The sequence below is a fragment of the Pedobacter sp. D749 genome, assembly GCF_019317285.1.
Lineage (GTDB): Bacteria > Bacteroidota > Bacteroidia > Sphingobacteriales > Sphingobacteriaceae > Pedobacter.
Genome location: NZ_CP079218.1, coordinates 665,759 through 678,410, shown reverse-complemented (window position 1 = coordinate 678,410; position 12,652 = coordinate 665,759). Strand labels below are relative to the sequence as shown.

Here is a 12,652-nt window from a genome sequence, read left to right as displayed (position 1 = left end):
CAGTCGTTATAAATAAAAGATAAAGAATATGTTACGATCATAAAAATTCCTTTATCAATATTACAAGTGTCAGATAGAAATATCTGACAGCACAGGAAATACACATTAACATTATTTAACTTCCTCTTAATAAATTAACTTTGCAAAATGCTAAGAGACGAGATTAACAAAGCTTTTGAAGTATTAAAATCGGGCGGGGTGATCCTCTATCCTACCGACACCATTTGGGGAATAGGTTGTGATGCCACCAATCCTGAAGCCGTGGATAAAGTGCTTAAAATAAAAAACCGTCCGGCAGAAAAGAGCTTAATTGTTCTATTGGATGTAGACAGCAAATTGCAAAGTTATGTTGCCGAAATACCTGATGTAGCTTACGATCTGATCGAATATGCAGAAAACCCGCTGACCATCGTTTTTTCGAATGCCAAAAACCTGGCTGAAAATGTAATCAATGCAGATGGCAGTGTAGGCATCAGGATTGTTAAACACGATTTTTGCACACCATTAATCCAGCGTTTTAGAAAACCTATTGTTTCAACCTCTGCAAATTTAAGCGGACAACCTTCGCCAAAATTCTTTGACGACATTGATCCTGAAATTATCGATGCTGTTGATTATGTAGTAGATTTCGAACAAGAAAATCGAACCAGCAAAAAGCCATCAACCATTATGAAACTTTCTGCTGGTGGACAGTTTGAGTTTATTCGCAAGTAATTTTATTACTTTTGTAATTCTTATTGTCATCCTGAGGCACGAAGGATCTGTTTCATAGCACGCAGATGCTTTCTATCTCAGCGTGACAAAATAACTAACTTGATGCAACAACACCTACAAAACCCAATATTTAAAACCTTATCTACAATTGCCGATAAGAGCAAAACCGAAGCATATGTAATCGGAGGATTTGTGCGAGATCTGTTTTTAAATCGCCCTTCAAAAGATATTGACGTAGTTGTTGTAGGTAGTGGAATCGAATATGCAGAAGCCGTAGGTCGAAAATTAAACACAAAAGTGGCTGTATTTAAGAACTTCGGTACGGCAAACATCAAATATCAGGATTTAGAGGTCGAATTTGTAGGGGCGAGAAAAGAATCATACCGATCGGATTCGCGTAAACCGATTGTTGAAGACGGCACTTTAGAAGATGACCAGCTCCGCAGGGATTTTACCATCAATGCATTGGCAATCAATTTAAATGCTGAGTATTTTGGTGAACTTTTAGATCCTTTTCATGGGATTAAAGATTTAGAAAATAAGCTGATCCGTACCCCGCTCGATCCGGAAATTACTTTCTCAGACGATCCATTGCGCATGATGCGGGCCATCCGTTTCGCTTCACAACTTAATTTCGATATCGATCCGGCAGCGCTCAATGCCATTAAAACTCAGAAACAGCGCATCGGTATTGTATCAAAGGAACGCATTACGGATGAAATGAATAAAATCATCTTATCTAAAAAACCGTCGATAGGCTTTAAACATCTTTTTGATACCGGATTATTGCAGATCATTTTCCCCCAAATGGCACAGCTTTATGGCGTGGAGATTGTTAAAGGAAAAGGACATAAAGACAATTTCTACCATACTCTGGAAGTATTAGATAATATCTGTGCAGATACCGATGATTTATGGTTACGCTGGGCAGCTATTTTACACGATATAGCCAAACCCGCTACCAAACGTTTTGAAGAAGGCCACGGCTGGACGTTTCATGGCCACGAAGACCGCGGTGCACGCATGGTACCGAAAATATTTGCACAGCTAAAACTTCCTTTAAATGAAAAAATGAAGTATGTGCAAAAATTGGTACAGCTTCATTTACGCCCGATTGTTCTGGCACAGGAAACTGTTACCGACTCTGCCGTAAGGCGTTTACTTTTTGATGCCGGAGAAGAAATTGAAAGCTTGATGTTACTCTGCAATGCCGATGTAACAACAAAAAACGAATACAAAAAAACAAAATATAGAAATAACTTTGAACTGGTTAAACAAAAGCTAAAGGACGTAGAAGAACGCGATAAAATCAGAAACTGGCAACCTCCAATTTCTGGCAACGATATTATGGAAACTTTTGGTCTTGATGCAGGCAAAGAAGTCGGCATAATTAAAAATGCCATTCGTGAAGCCATATTGGAAGGTGAGATCACAAACGATTATCAGGAAGCGTTTAATTTTATGCTCAATCAGGCAAAACAAATGGGATTTAATCCTGTTAATAAATAATTTAATTGCCGTAACAATATGAATATGGTGTCTTTTTTATGGCACATCATATTTGTGGTAATTATAAATTAACTTTATTTTTACGATTCCAAAATACAATAATGGCTATTTATAAATTTAGAATTACTTTTGAAGATTTTGATGATGTTGTGAGAGAGATCGACATTAAATCAAACCAAACATTTGAAGACCTCCACAAGGCTATTCACAGATCTACAGGTTATAATGCCGAGAAATCTTCTTCTTTTTATGTGAGCACTGATAATTGGTTAAAAGGTGATGAAATTGCCTATTTACCAAACGAACGTAAAAAAGACCGTGTAGTTTTAATGGAGAATTCTAAACTGAGTGGTTTTATTGAAGATCCACATCAAAAGTTTTACTATATCTATAATTTCGATCGCCCTTATGATTTCCATGTAGAACTGGTAAAAATAATTTTAGATGCCGATCCAAATATAGAATACCCATTTTTAGCCAAAAGTAGTGGTGAGGCACCAAAAATTTTCGAAAGCAGCAATGCACCCATTGCCGATCCTGGCGCAGCTGTTAGTGCAGTTGCAGGTGAATTTGATTTCTTAAATGAAATGAATTTTGTGCCTGAAGACACCGACGAATTAGAAGCCATGGGCGAAATGGGCATCAATGAGGAAGAAAGGGATGAAGATGAGGAAAGTGAAGAAGATGAATTTGGAGATGAATTTTCTGATAGTGATAACTTCGAAGATGATAGCCATAAAGACGACTATTAATTAGCAACAAAATAATATTACAAAAGCTGCCAAATATTTAAATTTGGCAGCTTTTATTTTATACAAACCCCATGCCTCAACCCAAAACCTTAATATCCATAGTTGGTCCTACTGCAATTGGCAAAACAGCCCTGGCTATTCAACTGGCTCAACATTTTGGCACAGAAATTATTTCTGCAGATTCACGCCAGTTTTTTAAGGAAATGGCCATTGGCACGGCAAAGCCCAACGCTGCGGAATTAGCAGCGGCAAAACATCATTTTATCGATTCACATACTGTAACACAGCTGTTCAGTACGGGCGATTTTGAGGTAGAAGGCTTAAAAACACTTGAAGAAATTTTCCAAAAGCACGATCTCGCCATTATGGTCGGGGGCTCTGGATTATATGTAAACGCTTTAATAAATGGTTTAGATGAAATGCCCGAGATCGATTTATCGATCAGGGAAAAATTAAACAAACAGTTTGAAGAAGAAGGTTTAGCAGTTATACAAAACCAACTGGCCGAGTTAGATCCCGAATATTTTGCAAAGGTAGATCAGCAAAATCCACAAAGAATGATCAGGGGTTTGGAAGTATATTTATCGACTGGTCAAAAACTTTCTTCAATGCTTTCAGCTACAAAAAAGGAAAGACCGTTTAAAATAATCAAAATTGGGTTAAATACTGATCGGGCTGTACTTTATGATAGAATTAACAGAAGAGTTGATCAAATGATTGCTGATGGTTTAGTAAATGAAGTAAAATCGCTAATACCATTTAAAAAATACAATGCTTTAAACACGGTAGGTTATAGTGAAATTTTCGATTACCTGGACGGAAATTTATCTCTTGAGAATGCTGCTTCGGCAATTAAACAAAATACCCGCCGCTTTGCTAAACGCCAGCTTACCTGGTTTAGAAGAGATGAGGAGATTAACTGGTTTGAGCCAGAAGAAAAGGATCAAATCACAAATTACATAATTTCAATAACACATAGAAGTATATAATACTACAAAACAATTATAATTTTTACTATCAAAAATGTAGTTATACATACATTATCATGAATTAAATTTTTAAGTTTGGTAAGGGAAACTTAAAAACATTTAATTATGAAAAACAAAAACTACATTTGTACTCTTTTAGCGACTTTTTTTTTAAGTCTATTCGTTTCGTCTTGTAAAAAGAATGAAACCACAACGGAGGAATTGAAACCTGACATTTATAAAAACATTAAGTTTATTAAAGATTGGATACCATTAGAAAGTGTGCCGCATTCTAGCATAGTTCAAAAACTAGCAACTACAGAAAATAACACTCTTAATGACATTTTAAAATCTTGGGTGGCCCAAGGTAATATCTTTCAACCTGGAGGCCATCGTTTATTAATCACTTTTATTAATAATCCTAGCAGTATTAATCCACAAGTCGCCAAAGATGAAGTCTTTAAAGGTATAGGGGCATGGTTTCAGGAAAATTTCCTTCCAGGTATTAACATAACTATTGGTTATACAACTTCTATCAATAATGCAGACATCAAAATAGGCTGGTACAAAGGAGATCATGGTGACGGAGCCAATAACGCCTTTGATGGCCGAGGTGGAGTTTTGGCACATGCTTTTTATCCTACCAGTGGGGTTATTCATTTTGATGATGATGAAAACTGGTCTGCTTCATCACTTGGTCCTGAGTTTGGGACTATAGATATAGCTTCTGTCGCAGCACATGAATTTGGGCACACTATCGGATTAGACCATTCAGAATGCATAAATGCTACGATGACCCCTCACTATTTTGGATTGAATATGAGAACTCTGAGTGTTGATGATGTTGTAGGGTCTAGAATTATATATGGTAATGACCCTACATACCAACATGGAATGACCCCTAGCTATGGATCTGTAGCTGTTGGAACAGAATTAGAATTTTGGTTATTTTATTCCGTAGAGATTGATATCTGGAATATGTTTGGAACTGGTCCGCGTATTAGTTATAATGAAAATGCTCTCCCTCCGTTTCGTTATCAAACTATAACATGGATAATACCACAAGGAGTTGATTTAATAAGTGGGCAAGGAACTTCTAGGCTTAAAGTCAGAACAAACGGTCAATATATTGGAGAGGTTCGTATGCAAGCAAACATGAATGATTGTAATACTATTCTTGCAATAAAATCTACTCCGTTTACAATACATAACTAAAAAGGTTTTTCAACTATTAATATACTATAGTAAGAATGAGGTATCTCAAAATTTCTGATACCTCATTCTTATTGTATAAATTATTTATCAGGGAATTTTACTCCCCTATATTGTGTAATATCAACAGAAGGTACAGTAGAACCGTATTTAGCATTAATGGCATCAATAAATACATTGGCAATTGCTGCATTTCCACGAGGCGTTAAGTGAATACCATCTAAAGAGAATGCGCCACCCGTAATAAATGAAGCGTTGATACCAACACCCTGAACATTAATACCAGTTTTAACCTGATTAAAATAAGCATAAGTATCTGCAATGGCCAGGCCTTTGCTGGTAGCTAAAGATTTAATACTGCTGTTATAACTGTTTACATAGTCCTTCACCTTAACTACCTCATCTTTATCCAATACCCATTTATTTTCTATCGGATTTAAGGGGTGTAAGCCATAAGGAATTCCAGAACCATTTGGTTTTCCAAATATGCCTTCTGATTGAAACGGCAAACGGATTAAATCTTCAGCAGTTGCAGGCCTTACCACACCCGTTCCTGTTTGAATATAAATAGCTGCCGCTGCAGGATTAATTGCTTTAGCAGCATTTAATAAAGCAGCTACGGTAACCGTATGAAAATAAGGAACAGCAGTTACATCAGGAATAGTTGCCACGATACCTTTCTGACCACCAGCAGTTAATGCATTTAAAAAATTAGCATACAATGATGAAAATGTTACTTTATCTGTTAATACAGTAGTTGGATCACCTGTAACGGTAACTGCACCATTTAAAGCATACCCCAATACATCATTATTTCCCAACCAAAGCGAGAAAAAGGTATGGTTTCTGCCCTGTATATACTGAAAGTAATTGGTTTTACCCACTTGTGCATCAGTTAATAAACGCTCGAAATATGGATTGGCGGCACTAAAAGTAAGTGTTGGGTCGAAAGATAAATCGACACGCATACCAGGAATACCCAAATTTTGGATTTCGCCAGAATATTTAAATAAACGACTATTTGTTGGCGAATTACGCCAACCATTACCTAAAACAGGAGTTAAAGTTGGGACACCATTTACTAAAGCTGTAAGTGAAATATATCCAGAACCATTAGCTTGTGCGTCAGTAAAAAATGGAGAAGTGAATGCTCCACCACCAACTGAAGCCATTTTGGCTGCAATTAAATTTGGATAAGCTACTTTTTGGCCTTCTAAATATAAGCCTCCATCGGCAAAGCCAGAAGTTAAAGAGTTGCCTACGGCAATGTACTTGCTAAAATTAGCTTGTCCGGCAGTAGAGCCTGCAGGTGTTTCTATTTCTGGTTTGCAGGCTGCGGTAAAAAGAATGGCAGCAGCAACGAAACTATTTAATATATATTTTTTCATTTGTAATTTCTCCTACCATTTATAAGTTAATGAAAGACCTGGTGCATAAACCAAAGTTTTAAAAGTACCATCCAAACCTGTTTCGATATTTTTCTGTTTACGCGATTTTACATCTTCAAAAAAGAACGATGCATTAACTTCGAAATGGCGGGTAGGTGTATAACCTAAACCTGCACTTAAAATGTAACGATCAGCATCTGGTGCTTCTGGTGTTACATAACCATCCTGAACCGGAGAAAAAGCATAACCTACACCCGCTCTTAAAGCCAATTTCTCTGATGCCTGGTGATTGATACCCAATTTAAATGATGAACCATCATGATAGTTACGCGCTGATTTTGTGTCAGCTAATGCCGAAGTATTTGTTGCATAATCAAAAGCCAGTTCTTTGTAAATGTGCCACTGCACCCAACTTGCATCAAATGCTAAAACCGTACTTTTCGATAAAGGAATACCTACACCTAAACTGGTTGTTGCAGGCAAAGGCAGTTCGGCATTGAATGTATTGCCAGCAGGAAAAGATCCTGCTAATGATTGCGGAACTGTAAAATCTGCAGTACCACCATCCAGTTTGGTAATTACTTTCGATTTATGTACGATAGCAAACGAGATATTGCTTAAGGTTTTAATGTATAAACCAGCATTCCATCCATAACCTGTTCCTGTACCATCTAAGGTAACATGACCAGAACGTCCGTCAGGATAATTTACCGGAAGTGCGCGTTGAAGGTTTACTTCGCCATGGTTATAAACAAAGCCTGCCCCTATACCAATACGATCAGTAATTTTAATACTTAAAGTAGGTTGGAAATAAATGGCTTTTAAATTTAATGAGGTTAGTGCATACTTACCAGACCAGTTATCGCCCCAATCTACCAAACCACCAAATGGTGTATAAACCCCCAGGCCTAGCTTCCATTTGTTTGATTTTGGTCCCCAAACCGCATAAAACTCGAAAGGAGGAGCAATTTTGTTTTTTACATCTTCTGTAACATTCGAACCGCTCTGTTTAAAAGCTGATTTAAATAATAGTGGGTTTACACCTGCGGAAACTGAGTTTTTCTCTAAGAAAGTTACTGCACCGGGATTATAAAATACAGAAGCCTCATCTAAAGCCAATGCAGAACCTGCACCAGCCATACCAATTTGTTTCTGACCTTGTAAATTAACCTGGAAACCCTGCCCCAAAACCCAAAGTGGAGCAGAAAGTAATGCGCTCAATAAAAATTTTTTCATTTATAAATGGTTATACACAAATATATACTATGTTAGCATAGCAAACAAATATTTGTTTGTAAGAATTTTATGCGTTTTAGGCTTGGGCAGTCGGTCCGCCAAAACCCATCGGGAAAGGCGGTTCCTCTTGTGCTTTAATCCGGCCGTTTACCGTCTCGAACTTCTCAATATTATCTTCCAATGCTGATAATAAGCGCTTTGCGTGTTCCGGAGTTAGGATAATTCTTGATTTTACTTTTGCCTTCGGAATGCCTGGCATTACACGGATAAAATCTAATACAAATTCGGTATTTGAATGGGTAATAATAGCCAGGTTAGAAAAAATTCCTTCAGCAATTTCTTCTGATAATTCTATATTTAATTGATTTTCGTTTTGTTGTTCTTCCATAATATTATTATAAATGCGTTTATTGAAACTATAAGCCTTTAAAGGTAATATTTAAGTGCCAAGCTTTAAAATTTATTAAAAACAAAAAAGGTCTACTCCTTATCGAAATAACCCTTTTAAAAAGATATGTATGTTATCAGGTAGCCTATTAAATTTTAATGGTACAATTATCCTGCTTTTCTGCAACACTGATCTTCCCTATATATCAAGATTAATCATTAATGGCTTCTTTGCTTACTATTAAAATAAGGTTTTAGATAAAAAAGCATCCACGTATTTTTCACCCCATAACTTTAATAATCCATCCTACAAAGTTTTCAAAGGTTTTATGGTATACCAGAAATGATCAATATTCTTCGTAAAAACGGCCGGAACCATAAATTAGAATATTGAATGAGACCTTATTTTTATAAAAACCTGCCTAATATCAAAAAATTATTTCTCGCTACGAGAGACCCGATGATAGATTTGGTTAGCTACTCTAAAGCTAATAAAGCAACTTAGTTTCATTTGTATCGTATTTATTACATTACCTATATGCAATATTGTTGCAAAAACAAATGCATCTTTGCTGCATTTAAGAAATGTATCAAACGTTGATAAAATCATCCCTATTTTCCTTGTTATTGCTATTGGCAACTAACTTATTGTATGCGCAAAATAACCATGAACAGGTAGGAGAATATCTGATAACGGGAAGCGTAACAAATCTTAGCACTCATTTGGCTCTGGTTGGTGCCAATCTTAGCCTCTCGGTTCCTTCGAGTGCAACGCACTCAGATCAGAACGGAAATTATAAATTTAGCGTTAAACAGGGTATTTATCACTTGAAATGTGATTTTATAGGATATATTCCTTTAGATACCTTAGTCCAGGTTAATTCTAATGTTGTACTTAATCTATCATTAACCATTTCCCAACAAAATTTAAAAGAGGTCAAGGTAAAAGGTACTGGTTCCCCTAAAGAAATCGCTACCCAAAGCCTATCTATATTGGAGGGAGAGCAGCTGGATCATACCCGAGGATTTAGCCTTGGAGAATCGTTAAAATCTATTACAGGTGTCACTACTTTTCAAACAGGTCCTTCCATTGCCAAGCCTATTATCCATGGTTTATATAGCAACCGAATTCTGATTTTAAACAATGGCGTACGACTGGAGGCTCAACAGTGGGGATCTGAACATGCTCCGGAAATTGATCCTTTTATTGCTAACCGGCTTGAAGTGATCAAAGGTGCTGCCAGCATCCGTTATGGATCGGATGCTATAGGTGGGGTGATTCTTGCTGAACCTAAAGCGCTGCCTAAAAACCCCGGAATGGATGGAGAAATAAACGCCATTGGGATGTCTAATAGTAGACTTGGCGCATTTTCAGGTATGCTGGAAGGCGCTTTTGATAAAAAGCTTACCGGATTAAGCTACCGTTTACAAGGAACTTTCAAAATTGCGGGAAACAGCAGTACGCCTAATTATCTGCTTGCAAATACCGGACTGAGAGAACAGGATGGTTCTGCAGCAGTACAGTACCATCATAAAAATTATGGATTTGAGGCTTACTATAGTGTGTTCAATACAAAGCTAGGTATCTTTCAGGGAGCAGAAGTAGGCTCCATTGCAGATTTAAAATTAGCTATTGAACAGACTGAACCTTTAACACCATCTTTTTTTACTTACGCCATTGATCGCCCCTACCAAACTGTAAATCACCAAACCTTAAAACTGAATAGCTTTTACAATTTTGAAAATGGCAGTAAGCTGCGGTTTCAATTTGCTAATCAGACCAATACCCGGGAAGAATATGACTTTTTGCCACTTAATGGAAGAATCAATCCAGAATTATATCTTAAAATCAATACACAGACTGCAGATATCAATTATGAACATAAAGATTTAGGCAATTTCTCAGGCTCATTTGGTTTTAATGGTATTACTCAGGGCAATATTCGAAAATATGAATACCTCATCCCTAATTACAGGAATTATGGAGGAGGAGCTTACTTTATAGAGAAATATACACACGGTAATTTATTGCTGGAAGCGGGTTTAAGGTATGATTACCGCTGGCTTAGGGCGTATAAACTGAATAACAATACAGCTTTAATAGAGACACCTACAACTCACTATCAGAGTGCCAGCTATACGATTGGTACCACGTATAGTATAACCGATGCATTAAAATTAAGTGGCAATTACAGTTCAGCTTTCAGGGCACCAACAGTTAACGAATTATACTCCAACGGAATACACCAGAGCTTAGTCTCCTATGAAATTGGAAATCCAGATTTACATACGGAGCGTGCCAACAATTTTAATATAAATTTAGATTATACCACTTCAAGGTTATTAATAAATGTTCAGGCTTATTATAACAGCATCAATAACTTTATCTTTGCAAATCCAACAAATCAATATACACGCACCGTTCGTGGACCTGCATTGGTTTTCAATTACACACAAGCTGATGTTTACTTTAGGGGACTGGATTTTAACTTAATCCTAAAGCCGGTAGATTCTCTGGAACTTAATTCAAAAACGTCACTGATTTACGCTTACAATAAAACCATTCATGATTATCTGATTTATACTCCTCCAAGTCGCTTTCAAAATAGTATCGGTTATCATTTTGGTAATTTATCAGGCTTAAAGCGTATTTTCTTTAGTGTGGAAGATGTTTATGTAAGTAAGCAATCCCGGGTACCAGTGGGGCAGGATTATGTGTTGCCACCTGCTGGTTATAATCTGATTAATTTACAACTGAGCTTTAGGGTAAACTACCTGCACAATTATGCCGACGTCAGCTTTGCCGTTAATAATTTAACCAATACAGCTTACCGTGATTACCTGGACCGCTTCCGTTATTTCACGGATGAGCCCGGAAGAAACTTTATTGTTCGCCTCAAAGTACCTTTTAAAATCTCAAAAACCACCCATACCAATCGGTAATTAATTGATACTAATGAATACAAATACACAACAATTAAAACATAAAAATGATGACTAAATTTAAATCCCTAAGCCTGCTGTTATGCGGGGCTACCTTGTTTTTTGCAGGGTGTTCAAAAGAAGAGCAGGCAGTTGCTCCAACAATAGCAAATGAATCTTTAACTACAGTGGTACTTAACCTGACCAACCAGGCCGATGTAAGTGATACTACCTCCTGCAGGTATAAGTATTATTTTGATAACTCCGGTAATGTGAAGTCTTCAGATTCTACCGTATTAAAGCTTAAAGCAAATGCGAAATATAATGCCGTGGTAAATATTTATGATGAACAACAAACTCCAGTATTTAATGTAGGTAATGAAATTAAAGAAAGGCAAAATTATCACCTTTTATTTTTCCAGCCTACACCAATATCCAGTGCTAACCTGATCACAGGCAATACAAGCCCTTATATCCCAGGTACGTTAACCAGTTCAAAAGGCCCCTACCTCAACCTTGCAGTAAGTAGAACGGATCGTGACACCAACAGTCCGGCATTAGAAGTAGGATTAACCGACCTATTTACCACAGGAGCAGCAAGTACAGGTAATCTGGAGGTAATCTTACGTCACCAGCCTAACGCTAAAAACGGAACTTTTGCTCCTGGTTCAACAGATCTTGATGTGAATTTTAAAGTAGCTATTAACTAATTTTTGAGCCTTTTATCATGAGAAAATACTTATTATTACCGTTATTTTTATTAATTTTTACTGTTTTCAGCGCGAGTGCACAGGTTAAAAGTTATATCGGATTTTTTGGTGGATTATCCTCACCAATCGACAATTTTGCAAAGTCGGAGTATGGAGAAATCTATAAGGAGAACAACAAAGCAGGTTACGCAAAAAACGGTTTTACTTTTGGTGTAGACGGTGCCTGGTACTTCTATAAAAACCTTGCCTTAGCAGGTGTAATATCTTATCAGGATCAGGGAAGATTAAGCCATAAGGATGTAGAAAATCTTTCTGCAGGATATACGGATGGCTTTGCTGTAGATAATTCGACAGTTACTTCGAATAAACGCTACCGTAATCTAAATGTGCTGGTAGGCCCTCAATATTCGTTTCTACTTCATCCTAAACTGATCCTTGATGTGCGGGCAGTTGCTGGGGTGATTAAAAGTTTTTCTACACCAGAATTAAAAGTTGATTTGGAAGATGATCCTACACACACTTTTTACCAGCGTAGTTCTACTGCGTCTACATTTGCTTATGGCGGCGGAATAGGATTACGCTATAGCTTAACCAATAAAATAGGTCTCGCTTTAAGAGGAAATTACATTGGTGCTGATGGAATTAAGATCACTAACGATAACCGTAATATCAATGCGGGCAGATTGGTGACTAAACAACCTATATCCGAAATACAGACTACTTTAGGTTTATCTTATAACCTTAAATAAGTTAATCATATCTGATAAAAGAGCTAATCACTGATCTCTTTTATCAGATATTAAATTTAAATCGTATTGATCCATCAGCCTAATAATTGAAGCGATTTTTTTTTG

Annotated in this window: 11 protein-coding genes; 8 read left to right on the top strand and 3 right to left on the bottom strand. The window is 36.8% G+C overall.

All coding sequences use genetic code 11. The annotated features are described in order from the left end of the window. Window positions 1-147: 147 nt before the first annotated feature. The 5 genes from KYH19_RS02765 to KYH19_RS02745 all read left to right on the top strand — a co-directional run bounded on the left by KYH19_RS02765 (window position 148) and on the right by KYH19_RS02745 (window position 5,158). Window positions 148-714: an L-threonylcarbamoyladenylate synthase gene (locus KYH19_RS02765; protein WP_219077469.1), complete on the top strand. Its 567-nt coding sequence runs from the start codon at window positions 148-150 to the stop codon at window positions 712-714. 102 nt (window positions 715-816) lie between these two features. Continuing rightward, window positions 817-2,223 (top strand): CCA tRNA nucleotidyltransferase, encoded by a 1,407-nt coding sequence (locus tag KYH19_RS02760; RefSeq protein ID WP_219077468.1) that lies wholly within the window; start codon window positions 817-819, stop codon window positions 2,221-2,223. A gap of 101 nt (window positions 2,224-2,324) precedes the next feature. Then, window positions 2,325-2,975: a hypothetical protein gene (locus tag KYH19_RS02755; protein ID WP_132394959.1), complete on the top strand. Its 651-nt coding sequence runs from the start codon at window positions 2,325-2,327 to the stop codon at window positions 2,973-2,975. A gap of 71 nt (window positions 2,976-3,046) precedes the next feature. Further along, window positions 3,047-3,964, top strand: coding sequence for a tRNA (adenosine(37)-N6)-dimethylallyltransferase MiaA (gene miaA, locus KYH19_RS02750; RefSeq protein ID WP_219077467.1), 918 nt, complete (start codon window positions 3,047-3,049; stop codon window positions 3,962-3,964). A gap of 105 nt (window positions 3,965-4,069) precedes the next feature. Further along, a complete protein-coding gene (locus tag KYH19_RS02745) occupies window positions 4,070-5,158 on the top strand; it encodes a matrixin family metalloprotease (protein ID WP_219077466.1) in 1,089 nt (362 codons plus the stop codon). Window positions 5,159-5,238: 80 nt separating this feature from the next. On the opposite strand, the gene KYH19_RS02740 is transcribed toward KYH19_RS02745, so the two are convergent. The 3 genes from KYH19_RS02740 to KYH19_RS02730 form a co-directional block, all read right to left on the bottom strand. Beyond that, window positions 5,239-6,543, bottom strand: coding sequence for a G-D-S-L family lipolytic protein (locus tag KYH19_RS02740; RefSeq protein WP_193419912.1), 1,305 nt, complete (start codon window positions 6,541-6,543; stop codon window positions 5,239-5,241). A gap of 12 nt (window positions 6,544-6,555) precedes the next feature. Beyond that, window positions 6,556-7,779 (bottom strand): OmpP1/FadL family transporter, encoded by a 1,224-nt coding sequence (locus KYH19_RS02735; RefSeq protein WP_132394962.1) that lies wholly within the window; start codon window positions 7,777-7,779, stop codon window positions 6,556-6,558. 76 nt (window positions 7,780-7,855) lie between these two features. Continuing rightward, window positions 7,856-8,167 (bottom strand): DUF3467 domain-containing protein, encoded by a 312-nt coding sequence (locus KYH19_RS02730; RefSeq protein ID WP_121282527.1) that lies wholly within the window; start codon window positions 8,165-8,167, stop codon window positions 7,856-7,858. A gap of 632 nt (window positions 8,168-8,799) precedes the next feature. Between KYH19_RS02730 and KYH19_RS02725 the strand changes: the two genes are divergently transcribed. The 3 genes from KYH19_RS02725 to KYH19_RS02715 are packed head-to-tail and all read left to right on the top strand — an operon-like array spanning window position 8,800 to window position 12,547. Then, entirely contained in the window at window positions 8,800-11,109 is a 2,310-nt protein-coding gene (locus KYH19_RS02725) for a TonB-dependent receptor domain-containing protein (RefSeq protein ID WP_219077465.1), read from the top strand. A gap of 47 nt (window positions 11,110-11,156) precedes the next feature. Continuing rightward, the gene (locus KYH19_RS02720) at window positions 11,157-11,798 is read left to right on the top strand and encodes a hypothetical protein (RefSeq protein ID WP_219077464.1); all 642 of its coding nucleotides are present in this window, start codon (window positions 11,157-11,159) and stop codon (window positions 11,796-11,798) included. 17 nt (window positions 11,799-11,815) lie between these two features. Then, window positions 11,816-12,547, top strand: coding sequence for an outer membrane beta-barrel protein (locus KYH19_RS02715; RefSeq protein ID WP_219077463.1), 732 nt, complete (start codon window positions 11,816-11,818; stop codon window positions 12,545-12,547). Window positions 12,548-12,652 lie beyond the last annotated feature (105 nt).

Bases quoted from the DNA above. Each gene is read 5' to 3' on its own strand.
- miaA (WP_219077467.1), top strand. From the start codon at position 3,047: ATGCCTCAACCCAAAACCTTAATATCCATAGTTGGTCCTACTGCAATT.
- KYH19_RS02720 (WP_219077464.1), top strand. From the start codon at position 11,157: ATGATGACTAAATTTAAATCCCTAAGCCTGCTGTTATGCGGGGCTACC.
- KYH19_RS02755 (WP_132394959.1), top strand. From the start codon at position 2,325: ATGGCTATTTATAAATTTAGAATTACTTTTGAAGATTTTGATGATGTT.
- KYH19_RS02765 (WP_219077469.1), top strand. From the start codon at position 148: ATGCTAAGAGACGAGATTAACAAAGCTTTTGAAGTATTAAAATCGGGC.
- KYH19_RS02715 (WP_219077463.1), top strand. From the start codon at position 11,816: ATGAGAAAATACTTATTATTACCGTTATTTTTATTAATTTTTACTGTT.
- KYH19_RS02760 (WP_219077468.1), top strand. From the start codon at position 817: ATGCAACAACACCTACAAAACCCAATATTTAAAACCTTATCTACAATT.
- KYH19_RS02745 (WP_219077466.1), top strand. From the start codon at position 4,070: ATGAAAAACAAAAACTACATTTGTACTCTTTTAGCGACTTTTTTTTTA.
- KYH19_RS02735 (WP_132394962.1), bottom strand. From the start codon at position 7,779: ATGAAAAAATTTTTATTGAGCGCATTACTTTCTGCTCCACTTTGGGTT.
- KYH19_RS02740 (WP_193419912.1), bottom strand. From the start codon at position 6,543: ATGAAAAAATATATATTAAATAGTTTCGTTGCTGCTGCCATTCTTTTT.
- KYH19_RS02730 (WP_121282527.1), bottom strand. From the start codon at position 8,167: ATGGAAGAACAACAAAACGAAAATCAATTAAATATAGAATTATCAGAA.